Below are 18,587 nucleotides of genomic sequence, written 5' to 3'. Positions count from 1 at the left end.
GTATGCGCTCGCCGGCAGCGGGAAAGGTCGCACCAACAAGAGGGTCGATCAAGCCGGTTACCCTGCCATATCTGACTGCCGTCGATACTGCTCGCGGAACGCGCCCGGTGTCAGGCCGGAAAGACGTGAAAACAGGCGAACGAAGGATGGCGGGTCGTTGTAGCCGACGGCAAAGCAGATATCCGAGACGGGTCGATCCGTTTCGATCAGGAGATCCCTGGCACGTTCAATGCGAAGCTCCTGGAGATACTGTTTCGGGGCAAGTCCCGTTGCCAGCTTGAAGCGCCTTTGAAAGGTCCGCGCCGGCAGCCCGCTGGTGCGCACCATGTCGGCAACGCTCACATCGTCACCCGACCGGGTTTCCAGGAAATGCTGCACTTTCAAGATGGAAGCATCGCCGTGCCGAAGTTCAGGCAGGAAGCGCCTGAACCAGCGCTGGTCGCGGCGGCGAAAGTCGACAATGAAATGCCGCGCCGTGGCAACGGCCACCGGGTACCCCAGAAACCGCTCGATGAGTGCCAGCGCAAGATCGACCCAGGCCATGAGGCCTCCGGCCGTGATCAGGTCGGAATATTCGATCAGCAGCCTGTCCGTATCGAGCCTGAGGTCCGGATAGGTTGCTGACAAACGCTGTTCCAGTCCCCAATGGGTCGTAACCTTGCGCCCCTCCGCCAGACCGGCCGCCGCCACGAACGTCAGCCCGGTACAAGCCGAACAGACAACAGCGCCGCGACCGTGCAAATGCTGCAGAAAAGCAGGAAGAGCCGGAACCTCTTCCAGACGGACAGTCCCTGCCGAGGGCGGCAGGACTACCGCGTCATATCGGTCCACTGCCGCAGAAAAATCCTCCAACAGATCCAGTTTCAACTCGGCATCGCTGATCCGCGCAGCATGGCCCAGAATATCCTGGAGCCCGTAGACAGCGGATTTCAAGGATCCCGGATAAGCGAGAATGGCGATCGACAGCGATTGGTCCATTTGGCTGATTTAGCACATTCTTTGTCATTTGCGCCAATCGTTCCAGAAAACACTCGAAGCTAGGTTTCTCCAAAGCACAAACACATGGAGACCCCTATGCTCGGCACTCTCGATAAATCCACTTCGCGTATTGCACTCGGCGACCTGACCGTCACGGCCCTGTCGGACGGTTATCTCGACATTCCCGCAGCCTATTTTTCCAACGTGACACAGACCGAACAGGACGCCGTCAGCCCGAGCACTCGCTTTGGCGCCAATACCTGGTTGATTGAGACCGGCACCCGCAAGATCCTGGTCGACGCCGGTTCGGGCGAATATTTGAAGGAACGATTTCCAGCCAGTGGCACGCTGACCTGGCAAGCTCCGGAAAAGACCGAAGAGCGCGCAGCGGTGACCGATATCGTCATTACCCACATGCATGCCGACCATATCGGCGGACTGTCGCTGAACGGCAGCAGTCTCTTCCCGAATGCAGAGATCCATGTTCAGGCCGCCGAGTGGGACTTCTGGACCGACGAGGCCCTGCTGACCTCCGTACCGGAAGACAAACGGCCACTGGTGGGTCTCATTCAGGCGCTTGCGAAACCGGTCGGCAATCAGCTGCGGCTTCATCGTGGCGACGCCAACATCGGTGATGGCATCACCCTGCTTTCAGCGCCCGGCCACACCCCTGGCCATCAGGCCTTGCACCTTTCTTCAGGCAACAAGGAAGCCATTCTGCTCGCGGATGTCGTGGTGTCCGATGTGCTGCAATTTACCAATCCGGACGTCCGCTATGCGCTCGACAGCGACCCGGATCTGGCCGTGAAAACAAGAAGGGCTCTGTTCGACAGGCTGTCGGCAGACAGGATCCCCTTTGCCGCGACCCACCTGTCTACCGACAGGTTCGGATATCTGGAAACACGCGACAACGGGTTCGCTTTTGTGGAGATTTGAACACAAGGCGACTTTTCAACCACGCCAAGTCCTTTCGTGGCTGCGCAGGCCTTTGCCCCGCGGTCTCCTCAATAAACAAGTCCCGGCTTGGGGCCGGGACCTGGCTTTGCGGGAGGCAGGGTGAGCGAACGGCTTAGCCGATACTGACCCAGCCATCCTTTTCGGCCGACGCGAAGATGGCGTCGAGGATCTTCATGTTCTGGACGGCATCTTCCGCGCCATAAGGAAGCGGCGCTTCACCGGTGATCGCCCGGCCAAACACGTCCGCCAGTTCGGCATATTGATCGCAAGGCGCGATGATATCCGACTGCATCGCCGCATCGCCGAGCAGCGAACCGTCGTCAAGCCGGATCTGAACAGCTTCGCCCTGCGGCGCGTTGAAAGGAATGACGATTTCCAGCCGCTTCTTCGTACCGACCAGATGAATGCGTTGATAAGGTGTCAGCTGGGTCGAGACGGTGAAGTTGAGATGCCGGTTATTGCCGAAGTCGAGCAGGGCACTGGTCATGCGGTCGGTGCCGAAGGCGGGATCCCGGTCGATCAGCGAAACGACCCGCTGAGGTTCGGCATCGAAGAAATACCGGCCGGCCAGCATCGTGTAGCAACCGATGTCGAGCAGCGCACCCCCGCCGATATCCGCCTTGTTGCGGATGTTGCCCGGGTCATCGTTGTAGTAGCTGAAGAAGGTCTGGATCGCTTTCAGCTCCCCCAGATCACCGGACCGCACGATCTCGCGCGCCTTGATCCACTGCGGGTGCGCCCGAACCATGAAGCCTTCGGCAACCAGCTTGTCCTTCGGCAGATCCAGAAGCTGCTTTGCCTCGTCGGCATTCAGCGCGACCGGCTTTTCGCAAAGCACGTGCTTGCCCGCGTTCACCGCCTGGATCGTCACGGGCACGTGCATGTGGTTGGGCAGCGGATTGTAGATCGCGTCGATCTCCGGATCTGCGAGCAGCTCCTCGTATGATCCATAGGCCTTCTCGATGCCGAGACCCCTCGCCGCTTCCTTTGCCCGGTCGAGATCTCGCGAAGCAATCGCATAGGCGGTGCCGGTCTTCGACCGCTGGATGCCCGGAATGACCTTATCAAGACCGATTTTCGCGGTCGAAACGATCCCCCACCTGATAGTCTTTTCCGTCATGCCGGCATCCTTCCCATGATTTTGAGGTACGCACGCCAGATGACATAAAACGATTTAACTCCGCAAGGGCAGAAAGGCCGGAGAAAGGCCTGCTCGCTGGTGAAAAGCTGATTTGAATCCGGCCTCATCGGCTGGACGCGGGCAGCAGTCACACCAACATCGCCCCCCGGACAAGCGTAGCGGAGATCCGGGGAGACATCGGAGGTCTTTCGCCGTGATTTCACACAGCAGCGCCGCGCCCGTGAAGGGAGCACTGTCCCGGCTCAGAATTTCTCCGGCACGTAGAGATGCTCCGGCAGGACCTTGCGCTCATAATCGGAATTGTAGACCCGTTCCGGCAGCTTGATCGGGTCGTGCGGGATATCTTCGTAAGGGATCATCGACAGGAGGTGGCTGATGCAGTTGAGGCGCGCCTGCTTCTTGTCGTTGCCTTCCACGATGAACCAGGGTGCTTCGGGAATATTGGTCCGCTCGAAGGTTTCTTCCTTGGCCTTGGTGTAATCCTCCCAGCGCACGCGGGATTCCAGATCCATCGGCGACAGTTTCCACTGCTTCAGCGGATCGTGGATGCGCATCAGGAAGCGCAGCTGCTGTTCTTCATCCGTGATGGAGAACCAGTATTTGATCAGCCGCACGCCGGAGCGCACGATCATGCGCTCGAATTCCGGCACATCGTGGAAGAACTCCTCCACCTGGCTATCGCTGGCAAAGCCCATGACGCGCTCGACGCCGGAGCGGTTGTACCAGGAGCGGTCGAACAGCACCATTTCTCCGGCGGCCGGCAGATGCGGTACGTAGCGCTGGAAGTACCACTGGGTCTTTTCACGGTCGGTTGGTGCCGGCAGCGCCACGACACGGGCGACACGCGGATTGAGCCTTTGCGCAATGCGTTTGATGACCCCGCCCTTGCCGGCAGCGTCGCGCCCCTCGAAGATGATCACGATCTTCTCACCGGTATGCTGCACCCAGTCCTGCAGCTTCACCAGTTCGGCCTGCAGACGCAGCAACTCGTGGAAATAGGTGTTCCGGTCGATGGTCGACTTGTGCTTCTTCGCGGAGATGAAGGCGAGATCCTTGGCGACGAGAAAATCGTCGATCTCCATCTCCAGCTCTTCGTCCAGGCTGTCTGCCCATTCCGCTTCAACCCAGGTTTTTGCACTTTCTTCGGTCATCAATCGGTTCCTTTGAAATACATCCCGGAGGTACGCCCAGGTTCGTCAGCGCATTCAACCGGACGCAGAATGCCCAAGGACTGTGAACAGGTTATCCATGAAAGTTTTTTGACAGTCGCGCCTGTTCCCCTGTCATTCTTTCTAGCAGCAACGCTTTCGCACTCAAATTACCCTTGCAAATGAACGAACGTTCATTTATTTTTTGCAATAGGGAGAAACAAGATGGCAAGTGCAGCCGCAAGACCGCAAAGCCGATCCAGAACGGGCGCGAAAGGCCAGGAGACTGCCGCACGTGTGCGCAAGGCAGCCCTGAAACGCTTTGCCGCCAACGGTTATGCCGCTGTCTCCATGCGCGAAATCGCCGCCGATGTCGGCGTTCAGCCAGGCGCGCTCTACAACCATTTTCCGACCAAGCAGGACATCCTGAAGGACCTGATGCTCGCCCACATGGGCGAACTCCTTGCTGCCTGGGACGAAGCGGCTTTTCCGGCTGACATGGACCCGCTGGAGCGTTTTGTCCGCTTTCACATCCGCTATCACCTGGAACGGGCGGACGAGGTGTTCATTTCCTACATGGAACTGCGAAATCTCGAACCGGACAACTTCGACATCGTCGAAGCCGAGCGCCGTCGCTACGAGGGCATCCTGACGGGTATTCTGGAAACCGGCTCCGCTGAAGGTCGCTACAGCGTACGCGAACCGAGGGTCGCCACCCGCGCGATCATCGCCATGCTGACTGGCATTCCGAGCTGGTACCGCCAAGGCGGCCGCCTGTCGAAACTGGATATCGAAGAGATCTACCTGGACCTGGCGCGCAAGGCCGTTGCGCCGGGGAACCAACACATTCCGGCCCCTCAGGCGTGAAACCGGACGCGTGGGGAGCAAGCAACTGAACTCAATCGACCGTCCACAAGGTTGATCCAAGGGAGACCGGGTGACATGAGCATCCTGAAATCGAGCCTATCGCCGAGAAGCGAACAGTTTGCAGCAAACCGCGCCGCCCACGAAGCGGCCATGGACACCGTCAAGGCAGCAGCCCAGACAGCCCTGGACGGTGGTGGTGAGACCGCCCGACAGCGTCATGTGTCCCGCGGCAAGATCCTGCCGCGCGAACGCGTCTCCCGCCTGCTCGATCCCGGCTCACCCTTCCTGGAAGTCGGCATGCTGGCCGCCCACGAGATGTATGAGGGCGCGGCTCCCGCAGCCGGCATGATCGCGGGCATCGGTCGGGTTGAAGGCCGCGAGGTGATGATCCTCGCCAATGACGCGACCGTCAAAGGCGGCACCTATTATCCGATGTCGGTCAAGAAACACCTGCGCGCCCAGGAAATTGCCTCGGAAAACAATCTACCCTGTATCTATCTGGTCGACAGCGGCGGCGCAAACCTGCCCAACCAGGACGAGGTCTTCCCGGACCGCGACCACTTTGGCCGCATCTTCTTCAACCAGGCCAACATGTCGGCAAAAGGCATCGCCCAGATCGCGGTCGTCATGGGTTCCTGTACAGCGGGCGGTGCCTATGTGCCGGCCATGTCGGACGAGACCATCATCGTCAAGAACCAGGGCACCATCTTCCTGGCCGGTCCGCCTCTGGTGAAGGCCGCCACCGGCGAGGAAGTATCTGCGGAAGATCTCGGCGGCGGCGATGTCCACACGCGCCTGTCCGGTGTTGCCGATCATCTGGCCCGCGACGATGCCCACGCACTGGCCCTCGCCCGCCGCGCCATCGCCAGCCTCAACCGCACAAAGACGCCATCCGTCGCGCTGCAGACCCCGGAAGACCCGCTCTACGATCCGGACGAAATCCTCGGTGTCGTTCCGGCCGATCTGAAAACGCCCTACGACATCCGCGAAGTGATCGCCCGCACCGTCGACGGATCGCGCTTCGATGAATTCAAGGCCCGCTACGGCACCACACTGGTCTGCGGCTTCGCCCATATCCATGGCATGCCGGTCGGCATTATCGCCAACAACGGCGTTCTGTTTTCCGAAAGCGCGGTGAAAGGGGCCCACTTCGTCGAGCTCTGCTCCCAGCGCAAGGTTCCGCTGGTGTTCCTGCAGAACATCACCGGCTTCATGGTCGGCCGCAAATATGAGAGCGGCGGCATTGCCAAGGACGGTGCCAAGCTGGTGACGGCGGTCGCCACCACCTCGGTCCCGAAGATCACCATGCTGGTGGGCGGCTCCTTCGGCGCCGGCAACTACGGCATGTGCGGCCGGGCCTATTCGCCGCGCTTCCTGTGGACCTGGCCCAATTCCCGCATTTCGGTCATGGGCGGCGAACAGGCCGCCGGCGTGCTTGCCACCGTCCGCCGTGACGGTATCGAGCGCAAGGGTGGCAGCTGGTCGGCGGATGAGGAAAAAACCTTCAAGCAACCGATCATCGATCAGTTCGAACAGCAGGGTCACCCGCTTTACGCGACTGCCCGGCTCTGGGACGATGGCATTGTCGACCCGCGCAAGACCCGGGACATTCTGGGCCTTTCCCTGTCGGCAGCCCTCAACGCCCCGATCGAAGACACGCGCTTCGGTCTCTTCAGGATGTGATCCGATGTCCATCGACGAGCTGAAAGCAAGATACCCCGGCGCCGAAACCTTCAAGTTCGGCGACAATGCGGACCTGTGTGCCCAGCTCATCGCCCTTGTGCGCGCCGGCAGGAAAACCGCCACATGCGGTGCCTTGCAGAGCTATGAGGACGGTGATGAGGTCCTGCCCGTTCATGGACGGCGGGACATTGCACTGAACTGGGACGACACCCCCGCGCTGGTGATCGAAACACTGGAAGTGTCCGTCGTGCGCTTCTGCGATGTCGGGGAAGACTTCGCCCTGGCGGAAGGCGAGAATGATGACCTCGCCGGCTGGCGCAGGGACCATCAGGTCTTCTTTGAACGCAACGGCGGATTTGACCCGGAAATGGACCTTGTCTGCGAGCGCTTCAAGGTTGTTGAAGATCTGCAGCCTGAGCTCAAGCCGTGAGCAGGATCGAGACACACATAGGCGACATCACCCGGCTCGACGTGGATGCCATCGTCAACGCGGCCAACTCGTCGCTGCTCGGCGGCGGCGGTGTCGACGGGGCGATCCACCGTGCGGCAGGTCCGGAGCTCCTGGCCGAATGCAGGACGCTTAACGGCTGTGAAACAGGCAACGCAAAGATCACCAGTGGCTACCGCCTGCCCGCCCGTCACGTCATCCACACGGTCGGCCCCGTCTGGAAAGGCGGCACGTTGGGCGAAGCGGACCTTCTTGCCTCCTGTTATGAAACCAGCCTGCGTCTTGCGGCAGAAACCGGCTGCAGAAGCATAGCCTTCCCGGCCATTTCCACCGGCATTTACGGCTATCCGGCCGGCAGCGCCGCGTCGGTCGCGGTGGAAACTGTCAAACGGGTTCTGGGGGACCTGCCGGAAATCGAAACCGTCACACTGGTTGCCTTCGACGAGGCAAACCATGCCCATCTTCTGGCAGCACTCGGGAGGAAACCTCATGAAGGGTGAAGTCCGCTCGATGGTGGAATGCGGCCCGGATATCGAAGCAGCGTTCCGTGACCAGCATCCCGACATACAGCTGACGCAGCCCCTGACCGCCATTCTGGTTGCGCTCGACGAAGGCAATATCGACAAGGGCGACACCCTCTCCGTCGGCGGCCTGAAGGTGAGCGTGCTGGCAACCGGACGAAGCGCGCTCCTTGCCGACGGGAGCCGGAACTCCATCACGGTGTTCAGCGAGCTGCCCATACAACATATGCCGGATCTTGCTCCGGACCGAACTGCCGATACCCCCGGCGCACTAGTCACTCCCTGGGAGGAGAACTGAGAAATGTTCAAGAAGATCCTCATTGCCAACCGCGGCGAGATTGCCTGCCGGGTGATGGCAACGGCCAAGAAGCTCGGCATCAAGACCGTTGCGGTCTATTCCGATGCGGACGCCAGGGCCAAGCACGTTGCCATGGCCGACGAGGCTTTCCGTATTGGACCGGCACCGGTCTCGGAAAGCTATCTGAAGGCTGACAAGATCATCGAAGCCTGCAAGCTGAGTGGCGCCGAAGCCGTGCATCCGGGCTACGGCTTCCTGTCGGAAAATCCGGATTTCGTCGACGCCCTCGACAGGGCCGGCATAGCCTTCATCGGCCCGAGCGCCTCTTCCATCCGCGCAATGGGCCTGAAGGATGCCGCCAAGGCGCTGATGGAAAAGGCCGGAGTGCCGGTGGTGCCCGGATATCACGGCGAGAACCAGGACGCGGACTTCCTGAAGGAGCAGGCCGACCGGATCGGCTATCCAGTGCTGATCAAGGCGCGTGCCGGCGGTGGTGGCAAAGGCATGCGCCGGGTCGATGACCCGAAGGATTTCGCAGACGCCCTGAAAGGTGCGCAGCGCGAAGGCGAAGCGAGTTTTGGCGACGGCCGCGTGCTGATCGAGAAATACCTGACCAAGCCGCGCCATATCGAGATTCAGGTTTTCGGCGACAGCCACGGCAATGCCGTGCATCTGTTCGAGCGCGACTGCTCGCTGCAACGCCGCCACCAGAAGGTGATCGAGGAAGCCCCTGCCCCCGGCATGCCGGAGGAAATGCGCCGCGCCATGGGGGAAGCCGCCGTGACCGCGGCCAAGGCCATCGACTATTCCGGCGCCGGCACTATCGAGTTCATCGCCGACGTTTCCGAAGGCCTCAGGTCCGACCGGTTCTATTTCATGGAAATGAATACCCGGCTGCAGGTCGAGCATCCGGTTACCGAGCTCATCACCGGCGAAGACCTGGTCGAGTGGCAGCTTCGCGTGGCCTCCGGCGAAACCTTGCCAAAGCGCCAGGAAGATCTTTCCTTCAACGGCTGGGCCTTCGAAGCCCGGCTGTATGCGGAAGATGCGCCGAAGGGCTTCCTGCCCGCCATCGGCACGCTGGAGCATCTGGCCTTGCCGGAAGACAGCGCCCGGGTCGACAGCGGCGTGCGCTCCGGAGATGAAATCACCCCCTATTACGATCCGATGATCGCCAAGGTGATCGTCCACGGCTCGACCCGCCAGGCGGCACTCGGCAAGCTGCTGGCAAGCCTTGAGGCAACGGAAGTTGCCGGCTGCGTCACCAACGCCGGCTTTCTGGCCGCCCTGTGCCGCCATGAAGGTTTTGCCGCGGGCGATGTCGACACCGGCCTCATCGACCGGGATCTGACCCAGCTCATAGAAGAGCCCTCCATTCCGGTGGACGCCATTGCCCTTGCCGCTCTCACGGCGCTCGGCCTGACCAGGCCGGCAAGTGGCAACGATCCGTTCGACACGCTGGCCGGATGGCGGATCTGGAGTGCATCGCGCCAGTACGCACTGCTTGAAATTGCGGGCGAGCGCCGGGACGTTGAGGTCCACGCCCTCGGCCATCAGCGGTTCGCGGTCCAGCTGGAGGAAGGCTCACGCGAATATGCTCTGGTGAAGGTTGAAGGCGGTGCGATCACCTACGACTGTGACGGCCACCGTGCCCGCGCGGTCGTGGTGGAGGACCGCAAGGGACTGACGGTCTTCCTCGGCGGCCATGCTTTCCCGGTTGCCTTGCCGGACACGCTCAGCGCAGACGAGGAAGCCGGCGGCGCGGGCGATCAGCTGATCGCCCCGATGCCCGGCCTCGTGAAGGTTCTGAACGCCAAGGCAGGCGAAGCCGTGACGAAGGACCAGCCTCTGGTGATCCTGGAAGCCATGAAGATGGAACACACGCTGAAAGCCCCGCGGGACGGTGTCATTGGCGAGGTTCTTGTTGCCGAAGGCGAGCAGGTAACCGACGGCACCGTCCTTCTGGCGCTCGCGGAGGAAGCCGATGCTGCCGCATGACGCCACCAGTTATGACGACCTGTCCGGCAGGTTCCGATGGGAGATCCCAGACCGGTTCAACATCGGCGTTGCCATATGTGACGACTGGGCGGCACGCGAGCCGAACCGGGAGGCGCTGGTCTATACCGACGAGGACGGCAGCGCCACCAGCTACACCTATGGCGACCTGAGGCGGCTTTCCAATCAGCTTGCCAACCTGCTGACTGCCCGAGGTGTCCAACCCGGAGACCGGATCGGCGTCCTGATGCCGCAAAGGCCCGAAACCGCCTTTGCCCATATTGCGGCCCTGAAACTCGGCGCGATCACCATTCCGCTTTTCACCCTGTTCGGTGAAGAAGCACTTGAGTATCGGCTGAAGGATTCCGGCGCGAAGGCGGTGATCACGGATGCAAGCGGCGATGCCAAACTGGCGGCCATCCGTGACCGGTTGCCGGAACTGACGACCGTCCTTTGTGCAGATGAAGACGTCCCGGGGGCAGAAAGCCTCCATCATCACATGGCTGGACACGAAGGCACATTCCACCCCTTCGACACAGGCCCCGATGACCCGGCAATCATCATCTACACCTCCGGCACCACCGGACAGCCCAAGGGCGCCCTGCACGGCCACCGGGTGCTGCTCGGCCATCTGCCGGGCGTCGAGATGAGCCATGATCTTCTTGGCCAGCCGGGTGACAGGATCTGGACTCCGGCCGACTGGGCCTGGATCGGCGGCCTGCTCGACGTTCTGATGCCCGCGCTCTTCCTGGGTGTGCCCGTGGTAGCGTGCCGGTTCAGAAAGTTCACCGCTGAAGCAGCCTTCCAGCTGCTGCAGGACCAGAAGATCCGCAACACCTTCCTGCCGCCAACCGCGCTGAAGATGATGCGACAGGTAGAAACCCCGGAAAACCGCTGGCAATTCACCCTGCGGTCCGTTGCCTCCGGTGGCGAGACACTCGGAGCGGAGCTGATCGACTGGGGCCGCCGCACATTCGGCCTGACGATCAATGAATTCTACGGCCAGACCGAGTGCAACATGATCGTTTCCAGTTGCGCCAGACTGATGGAAGCGCGCCCCGGCATCATGGGCCGCCCGGTTCCGGGTCATGATGTCAGCGTCGTCAGCGACACGGGCGAGGAACTGCCTGCCGGATCACTCGGCAACATTGCCGTCAAACGTCCTGATCCTGTGATGTTCCTGAACTACTGGAACAACATGGAAGCGACGAAAAAGAAATTTGCGGGCGACTGGCTGTTGACGGGCGACACGGGCATCAAGGACGACACCGGGTGGATCCGCTTCGTCGGACGGGATGACGACGTCATCACGTCATCAGGCTACCGCATCGGCCCGGGAGAGATCGAGGATTGCCTGATCAAGCACCCGGCGGTCGCCATGGCCGGTGTCGTCGGCAAGCCCGACAGCCAGCGCACGGAGATCGTCAAGGCGTACATCGTCTTGAAAAACGGCATTGAACCGACCGACAAACTTGCCGGGGAAATCGCCGACTTCGTCAAGACGCGCCTTGCAGCCCACGAGTATCCGCGCGAAGTCGCTTTTGTCGACGCCCTGCCACTGACCACTACCGGCAAGGTCATCCGCCGTGAACTGCGCGCACGAGCAGAGCAGGAAGAGTGATCGTGTCAAACACCGTTTAACGAATGCCTCCGCGATTTGCCTGGTGCCGTCCCCGGACGAAGCGCAGCGAAGAACCGGCCTCACCTTTAGGCCTCACGAGAAGCTAGAGAAGAAAACATGTCTGAATTCGTCACCCTGTTTGAAATGGGCCCGCGCGACGGTCTGCAGAACGAGAAAACCTTTGTGCCGACGGCCCAGAAGATCGACCTCGTGGACCGGCTTTCTGCCTGCGGCTTCCGCAAGATCGAGGTGACCAGTTTCGTCAGTCCGAAATGGGTACCGCAGATGGCCGACGCTCAGGAGGTGATGGAAGGCATCTACCGGCATCCGTCCGTGACCTATGCGGTGCTGACACCCAATGTGAAGGGTTATACGGCCGCCAAGAAGGTGTCGGCAGATGAAGTCGCCATTTTCGGCTCCGCCTCGGAAGGCTTTTCCAGAAAGAACATCAATTGCTCGGTTGCCGAAAGCATCGAACGCTTCAAGCCGCTTCTGGAAAAGGCACATGAGGACGGCATCCCGGTTCGCGGCTATGTCTCTTGCGTAACCGACTGCCCCTACGACGGTGCAACACCACCGGAGAAGGTTGCGGAGGTCGCCAAAACGCTGTTCGATCTCGGCTGCTACGAGATTTCCCTCGGCGATACCATCGGCGCCGGAACGCCGGAGACCATCGGCCGGATGCTGGACGCCGTGCTGACCGCGATCCCTGCGGACAAGCTTGCCGGCCATTTTCATGACACCAAAGGCCGGGCGATCGAGAACATCGAGGTCAGCCTCGAAAAGGGCTTGCGCACCTTCGACAGTGCGGTCGGCGGTCTGGGCGGTTGCCCCTATGCACCGGGTGCCAAAGGCAATGTCGCAACCGAAGCCGTGCTAGACCTGATGACCCGCAAGGGCTTCGAGACCGGCATCGACCGGGCAAAGCTTGCTGAAATCGCCGACTTTGCCCGCACCCTCAGGAGTGTTGACGCATGAGCTTCGAGACAATCTCCCTTGCCGTTGACGACCGGGGCGTCGCAACGCTGACACTCAACCGCCCGGACAAGCACAATTCGCTTTCCGCCACGATGATCGCCGAACTGACGGAAGTTGCCGCGCAATTGGCGGAGGACGACACTGTCCGTGTCGTTGTCCTGACAGGTGCTGGTGCCAGCTTCTGCGCGGGCGGCGACCTTGGATGGATGCGCGAGCAGTTCGAAGCTGACCGCGAAACCCGCATGACTGAAGCGCGCAAGCTTGCCATGATGCTGCAGAGCCTCAACGAATTGCCGAAGCCACTGATAGGCCGCGTACAAGGCCAGGCCTTTGGCGGCGGCATCGGCATGATGAGCGTCTGCGACACCGTGATTGCCGTGGACAGCGCCAAATTCGGCCTGACGGAAGTACGTCTCGGCCTCATCCCGGCCACCATCAGCCCCTATGTGCTGGCCCGCATGGGCGAAGGCAAGGCACGCCGGGTATTCATGTCCGCCCGCCTGTTCGGCGCGGAAGAGGCCCGGGATCTCGATCTTGTGGCGAAGGTCGTGAGCGAGGCGGACCTCGATGCGGCGATCGAAAAGGAAATCAAACCGTATCTCTCCGCTGCCCCCGCTGCCGTAGCCGCCTCCAAGGCGCTGGCCCGCAGCCTTGGCCCGGAAATTACCGAAGAAATCATCGACGACACCATCCGCCGTCTCGCCGAGACCTGGGAAACCCCCGAAGCCCAGGAAGGCATCTCCGCATTCTTCGAAAAGCGAAAGGCGAACTGGGTCGGTTCATAGTTTGCAGCGGCTGATGCCAGCACCAGGTCTTCGGCAGATCGCCCCTCCTTCCGTCGGCGCCCCCACACGCCCTCATGCTGAGGAGGACCGTCAGGTCCGTCTCGAAGCATGGGCCAGGAGCTCCTGCGTGTGCCGCCCATCCTTCGAGACGCGCGCAAGCGCGCTCCTCAGGATGAGGACGAAGTTGTGGTCAGCAGACAGCCGAATGTGATGTGAGGTGAAAAACCGCCCTCAATGGCCGGCGCTGCGCCTGGCGTGTTCGATCAGGGCCGCGATACGCGCCACTTCCTTCTGTTCCGACTGCGGCGGTTCCTGCGGCGGGCCGCCGTACATGCGCTCGCGCCGCTGGCGGATCTTCTTGCGCTGATATTCACTGATCCCGTCAGGAAGCTCCATACCGGCCCTGTCGATGTTGATCAACACCCGCTGCAGGTCCGGCACAAGTTCGGAGGAAATGGTGAAGGTTGCTCCGTCCGGGCGCTTGAAGACCAGAGTCGTGGTGGTTTCAGCCCCATTCAGCAGAACCGCTGATCTCGGCCCCAGCGAGCCGATCGTCGACTGGAACCAGGCAGCCCATCCGGAAGCGTGCCACAGGCGGATGTCGATCTTTTTCAGATCCTCATACATCACCCGCACGCGCCGGCCGAACTGGGTGAATTCGAAACCGTTGCTGAAGAAACGGACCCAGGATGTCTCCTGTCGTGCGGACACGGTGAACAGCACCGGTGCAATCGAGGCAGGACCCAGGCAAAGCAGCGCCATCAGGGCTGCGCCTCCGCTCCAGTCTGCCATCCCGATGAAAGCTATGGAAAAGAAAGCGGCACCAATAACAAACCCGATCATGTCGAGTACCAGAACCGGCGGATGACATAACGGCTTTACGGCACCGGACGGTACGTTCGGCCGCGGCAAGGCGGCATAGATCCCGGCGGCGGCGATAATGCAGAGCAGGCTGCTGAGCACCGACATGAAAAAATATCCGCCGACTATACCCAGCACGCAGAGGCCGAGAGGCAATATCCGGCGAAGTAATTCAAGTTTTGCTGTTTTGCCCACACCGCTCTCCATGCATTCAGACAGTGGAACCGATACGAACTAGGGGGAGACTTCTGATTCTTGCATTGAATCAACTGAAGCGTTTTAAATCAAGAATGCTGACAAACAATCCAGAAACAATGTAAGCGTTCGGCAAATGGTTCCCTCGAAATGCCCAGAAGAACCAAGAGGAACGATCAGCACTCGCCAGTCCGGCGAGCCTCACGATGCCTTGCGTTCTCGTTCCATGAAGCTGAACATGTTGCGCACCTTGCCGAATTTTGGCGTATCCAGCTCCAGGAACTGATGCATGAGCGTATCTATGTCCTGAGGCGTGAACGGCTTTTTCAGGAAACCGGATATCCCGACGAAGGCCGCGGACCGCTCCAGATAGCTCGTGTCGTTGGTGGACATCATGTAGATGCCTATCTTGCTCGACAGGTCCCGGATTGAACCGGCAAGCTCGATACCGTCGACATCCGGCATGTGAAAATCCGTCAGCACCATCCGGAACTTGCCCGATGCCAGTGTACGAAGCGCCGCCTGCGCGCTGTCGGCTTCCGAAATTTCGAAGTCGAACCGGCTGGCCTCCAGAACCTTGCGCGTCAGTTTGCGCATCGTACCGCTGTCGTCGACGATCAGGATCGGATAGGTCGTCGTCATCGTCATGTAAGTGGCGACGATCTCCGACACATCCTCCTGGGTGAAAGGCTTTTTCAGGAAATGATAGGCCCCCAGCTGCTGAAGCATGTTGGCATTGCGCTCATCAAGGCCGCTTGAAATCGCGACCGTCAGACAATCTGCAGACTTCGTCTCGCTCATCGCGGCGATTACGTCCGGACCATTCAGCCCCGGCATGTTGATGTCGATGAAGGCGATGTCGATCTGTTTCTTCTTCAGAACCTCGACAGCAGAACGACCGTTATCGACGTTATCAACCTCGATGTACCGCTTGGAACGATGAACGGCGATGCCGTTGTTGATGACTTCACGAGCGATGCCGCTGTCGTCAGCGACAAGAATGCGGATCATTTTATGCAGCAATTCTCATCACCTTGTGTGCGGCTCTCGCATCGTCACTTGAGGCCATGTCTAAATTAACAAGTACAATAAGGAAACAATTGTATATTTTCTGTTACTGAAGCTCGTCAGGCATTTTACAACCTTTGATATACATAGATTTACGTGAATATTCATTCACTCGATTCCAAAATTCTTACAAATAGGATGTAAAGACCGAAACCTCATCTGGGAAAATCCCACAATATATGAGGAAACAGGCGCAACCCGGCGTCACAGGATTCCTGCAGTCACATCATGGTTCAGTGACTTCCGTCGAATTGGAGCAACCTGTGGCCAGCTTTTTCAAAACACGGGATCCAACCAGCCTGTTTCTGAAAATCAGACGAGACCTAAACAAGGATCTGTCGGCCGATACGATCGTCTCGTCAGGACAAGGGCGCCCACAACCTGCCAAACCAACTCTACGTCAATTTGTAGCGTCAGAATTGGACAATCACCTCGCCTCTTGCAAGGACTGCCGACGAGCCATCAATGTGGCACTTCCCGTCCGACAAACAGAAACTGGATCAGCAGCAGGGCAACACAAGTTCGCCAGCATCAAAGCTGTCACTGCGACCTGTGCAGCCCATGAATCTGGTGGCAGGCCAACGATCGCAAAGCTGTTTCTGAAGTCTCGTGACAGCTTGCTCAATCCGGAGGAAAGCATCAGAGAAGGGATAGCCCTGTCGGGCGCACCTGAAGAAAGGAACCTGGGCCTGGAAAGTGGTGCCGCTGAAGGGACTCGAACCCCCGACCCCATCATTACGAATGACGTGCTCTACCATCTGAGCTACAGCGGCGTTCTCCGGCAGATGCCGGGCATCGCGCGATTTGGCGCGGACACTCAGGTCAAGCCCGAGTGCGCCGCTAATTACCGGAGCTTGGCGTCAGATGCAAGAGCCTAAAACCGGTTCTTTCAGGAAGATCACATCTTCCCTTTTCCGCAAGCCAGGCAAACACATGCTCGTCAGCACATTCCGACTATCGCCGCAGCAGCGCTTCAGTTGAAAAAGCGCGGTCGTGGCGTCTTGGCGGTCTCGTCCTCGTCGTCCTCATCCGGGCCCGGATCGTCCGGCATCCGCGACAGGGGAAATTCGATTGGCCGGTTGAGATCCTCTTTGGAACTGCCGGATTTTGTTTCGCCTGTCCTGGCCTCCCCGGGTTTGGCAGCCGATGGCTTTGCATCCGCCGATTTCGAGGTTTCCTCAACCTTGGCCTCAGATGCTGCCTCTGGCTTGGAAGGCGTCTCGGAACCGTTCCGGGTGTCGGTCTTGCCGGTCACACCAGCTTTCGCTGTCCCGGCGTCTTTGCCTGTCACCACGGCAGGTTTGTCGTCTGCCCCGGCTTCGGCTTTTACCGCGGTTTCCTTGGCTGCCGTCTTCTCAACGGTCGCAGCCTTGTCCGAAGGTGCCTTGGTAGCCTCGGCGTCGGGCAGGTCCTTCAGCGCAGGGCTGTATTTGACATCGTCCGTCGTCCCTTCGTAACCCTGCTTTTCCAGTGGTACAGAGGCTGTGGAAGGTTCCGCGGCGGCTGACTTGGCGCTGCCGGATGTGGCGTCACCCGTCTCGGGTCCCGCAGGCTTGGCAGTGGCAGGCCTGGTGACGGGTTCGGCTTCCAGCACCATCGCGTCGTCATCCACATCTGCAACCGGGCGAACCGGCTCGGCTGGAGTGGCGGACGGCAGGGCCGGCGCCTCGAACAGGCTGTCCTCAAGCAGAGGACCGTCCTCGTCCGACAGACTGCCCGGCGTTGCCCACTGGAACGCATCGAGCTTGCCGGTGACCGGTGACACCGGCTGCCATTCGGCGGAAATGATGCCGTCGGCCATCCAGACCTTGTCGAGCGGCGCACTGACGGCACGGGCCAGCCAGTCGCGTGTGCGGCCCCGGTCACCGTGTTCGGCTTCCTCCACTTCCGCCATCAGCAGAAACGCCTGACGGGTAGGTTCGGACTGCAGGACCTTTTTCAGCTGCTTGCGCGCTTCTTCGAACTCGCGCGCCTCCATGGCTGCGCGGGCGATGGCCAGCGCACCTTCGGGAGTGTTTGCACGTTGTGCGGAAAGCGATTTCACCCGCTTCAAACGATCGACAGCCGAATCGCCGGTACGCACATGGGCATAGGTTTCAGCCAACTCCGGATGCGGGAACAAACGCCAGGTCGCCTCCAACACTTTGGAGGCCTTGCGAATGTCGCCCCGGCGCGTTGCCAGACGAGACGTCAGCACGGCGGCCGGTACAAGGTCGAGTGCCAGGCCATGAGCTTCCTTGGCCAGCGAATAGGCCCGTTCCGGCTCGCCGTCCTCCAGCTTTGTCGCAAGGGCCGTCAGGATGACGGCGCGCTGACGCCGATAGGTTTTCTTGTCCAGCATCTTTGCGGCGTAGTTGCGCTCCAGGGTCTTGAGCGCTTCGTCCCAATGGTGGGCAACCGCCTGGTAGCCGAGCACGGCCTTGCCGGCCCACTCCAGACCCGGCGATGTCTTGGCGGCTTCCTCCGCGTAGTGGCGTGCTGCCACCGGTTCCCTGTGCCGCTCGGCCTCGATGAAGAGGCCGTGCAGACCAAGCGCCTTGGTGGCCGGATCTTCCAGCATCGCCTCGAAACGCTGACGCGCTTCGTCGTCCTTGCCGGCAAGCTGGGCCGTCTGTGCAAGCAGCAGCTTTGCCGCGGGTTCATCATCCAGCAGCTTGTCGGCGTCCAGCGCGTAGCGGCGCGCCAGTTTGGCGTTGCCCGTGCCCAGAGCGATCAAGCCTTGTGACAGCGCATTGTAGCCCTTGTCTTTCCGGCGGCGCCGAAAGAAGCGGCTGGCAATCTGCGGTGATTTCAAGACGACGCGGATCACCCAGACAATCGCCAGGAAGATCGCCAGGAAAATGGCTGCGGCAAGGGCAACAATCGCAGGCGACTGCTCCCAGATATCCGTCCCGACCTGCTGGCCACCTTCATAAACCGGCCAGGAAATCTGGATCGTTCCCGGCAGGTCCGCCATCCAGGCAAAGCCCATGGCAACGGCAAACAACAGCGCGAAAAAGAACAGAACGCGGATCATTCAGTTCGCTCCCTGCGACGGCCGGCT

General features: G+C 60.5%; 16 protein-coding genes and 1 tRNA gene. 10 read left to right on the top strand and 7 right to left on the bottom strand.

Going from position 1 to position 18,587, the window contains the following annotated elements:
* Window positions 1-57: 57 nt before the first annotated feature.
* On the bottom strand, window positions 58-978 hold the full coding sequence (locus B0E33_RS14580; RefSeq protein WP_077291592.1) for a GlxA family transcriptional regulator: 921 nt from the start codon (window positions 976-978) through the stop codon (window positions 58-60).
* A gap of 96 nt (window positions 979-1,074) precedes the next feature.
* Between B0E33_RS14580 and B0E33_RS14575 the strand changes: the two genes are divergently transcribed.
* Window positions 1,075-1,914 (top strand): MBL fold metallo-hydrolase, encoded by an 840-nt coding sequence (locus B0E33_RS14575; protein WP_208997631.1) that lies wholly within the window; start codon window positions 1,075-1,077, stop codon window positions 1,912-1,914.
* A 133-nt stretch (window positions 1,915-2,047) separates the two neighbouring features.
* Here B0E33_RS14575 and B0E33_RS14570 read toward each other — a convergent pair whose 3' ends face one another.
* Window positions 2,048-3,055: a Gfo/Idh/MocA family protein gene (locus tag B0E33_RS14570; protein ID WP_062486729.1), complete on the bottom strand. Its 1,008-nt coding sequence runs from the start codon at window positions 3,053-3,055 to the stop codon at window positions 2,048-2,050.
* Window positions 3,056-3,318: 263 nt separating this feature from the next.
* Window positions 3,319-4,227: a polyphosphate kinase 2 gene (ppk2, locus tag B0E33_RS14565; protein WP_055659675.1), complete on the bottom strand. Its 909-nt coding sequence runs from the start codon at window positions 4,225-4,227 to the stop codon at window positions 3,319-3,321.
* Between the two features lie 222 nt (window positions 4,228-4,449).
* Between ppk2 and B0E33_RS14560 the strand changes: the two genes are divergently transcribed.
* The 9 genes from B0E33_RS14560 to B0E33_RS14520 all read left to right on the top strand — a co-directional run bounded on the left by B0E33_RS14560 (window position 4,450) and on the right by B0E33_RS14520 (window position 13,420).
* The gene (locus B0E33_RS14560) at window positions 4,450-5,091 is read left to right on the top strand and encodes a TetR/AcrR family transcriptional regulator (RefSeq protein ID WP_055659677.1); all 642 of its coding nucleotides are present in this window, start codon (window positions 4,450-4,452) and stop codon (window positions 5,089-5,091) included.
* Between the two features lie 75 nt (window positions 5,092-5,166).
* The gene (locus B0E33_RS14555) at window positions 5,167-6,774 is read left to right on the top strand and encodes a carboxyl transferase domain-containing protein (protein WP_055659680.1); all 1,608 of its coding nucleotides are present in this window, start codon (window positions 5,167-5,169) and stop codon (window positions 6,772-6,774) included.
* Between the two features lie 4 nt (window positions 6,775-6,778).
* A complete protein-coding gene (locus B0E33_RS14550; protein ID WP_077291590.1) occupies window positions 6,779-7,204 on the top strand; it encodes an ASCH domain-containing protein in 426 nt (141 codons plus the stop codon).
* Window positions 7,201-7,722, top strand: coding sequence for an O-acetyl-ADP-ribose deacetylase (locus B0E33_RS14545; protein ID WP_077291589.1), 522 nt, complete (start codon window positions 7,201-7,203; stop codon window positions 7,720-7,722). Before B0E33_RS14550 ends, B0E33_RS14545 begins: the two co-directional genes overlap by 4 nt.
* Window positions 7,712-8,041 carry a type 2 periplasmic-binding domain-containing protein gene (locus B0E33_RS14540; protein WP_023002913.1) on the top strand — a complete coding sequence of 110 codons (330 nt, stop codon included), beginning with the start codon at window positions 7,712-7,714 and terminating at the stop codon, window positions 8,039-8,041. Before B0E33_RS14545 ends, B0E33_RS14540 begins: the two co-directional genes overlap by 11 nt.
* A 3-nt stretch (window positions 8,042-8,044) precedes the next feature.
* Window positions 8,045-10,039 (top strand): acetyl-CoA carboxylase biotin carboxylase subunit, encoded by a 1,995-nt coding sequence (locus B0E33_RS14535; RefSeq protein ID WP_077291588.1) that lies wholly within the window; start codon window positions 8,045-8,047, stop codon window positions 10,037-10,039.
* Entirely contained in the window at window positions 10,026-11,657 is a 1,632-nt protein-coding gene (locus B0E33_RS14530) for an acyl-CoA synthetase (RefSeq protein ID WP_077291587.1), read from the top strand. Before B0E33_RS14535 ends, B0E33_RS14530 begins: the two co-directional genes overlap by 14 nt.
* Before the next feature lie 117 nt (window positions 11,658-11,774).
* Entirely contained in the window at window positions 11,775-12,635 is an 861-nt protein-coding gene (locus tag B0E33_RS14525) for a hydroxymethylglutaryl-CoA lyase (protein WP_023002910.1), read from the top strand.
* Window positions 12,632-13,420, top strand: coding sequence for a crotonase/enoyl-CoA hydratase family protein (locus tag B0E33_RS14520; RefSeq protein WP_077291586.1), 789 nt, complete (start codon window positions 12,632-12,634; stop codon window positions 13,418-13,420). The genes B0E33_RS14525 and B0E33_RS14520 overlap by 4 nt, the downstream gene beginning before the upstream one ends.
* Window positions 13,421-13,651: 231 nt before the next feature.
* Here the strand turns inward: B0E33_RS14520 and B0E33_RS14515 are convergent, their stop codons facing one another.
* The 4 genes from B0E33_RS14515 to B0E33_RS14500 form a co-directional block, all read right to left on the bottom strand.
* Window positions 13,652-14,389, bottom strand: a complete 738-nt coding sequence (locus tag B0E33_RS14515) for a hypothetical protein (RefSeq protein WP_077293327.1) — start codon at window positions 14,387-14,389, stop codon at window positions 13,652-13,654.
* 288 nt (window positions 14,390-14,677) lie between these two features.
* Window positions 14,678-15,499: a response regulator gene (locus tag B0E33_RS14510; protein WP_208984613.1), complete on the bottom strand. Its 822-nt coding sequence runs from the start codon at window positions 15,497-15,499 to the stop codon at window positions 14,678-14,680.
* 742 nt (window positions 15,500-16,241) lie between these two features.
* Window positions 16,242-16,317 (bottom strand) — tRNA-Thr (locus B0E33_RS14505).
* Window positions 16,318-16,517: 200 nt separating this feature from the next.
* Window positions 16,518-18,560, bottom strand: a complete 2,043-nt coding sequence (locus tag B0E33_RS14500; protein WP_077291585.1) for a heme biosynthesis HemY N-terminal domain-containing protein — start codon at window positions 18,558-18,560, stop codon at window positions 16,518-16,520.
* Between the last annotated feature and the right edge of the window lie 27 nt (window positions 18,561-18,587).

Source organism: Roseibium algicola (assembly GCF_001999245.1).
Taxonomy (GTDB): Bacteria; Pseudomonadota; Alphaproteobacteria; order Rhizobiales; family Stappiaceae; genus Roseibium; species Roseibium algicola.
Note: the sequence above shows the minus strand (reverse complement) of the source record. Positions and strands in the feature narration are given on the sequence as shown.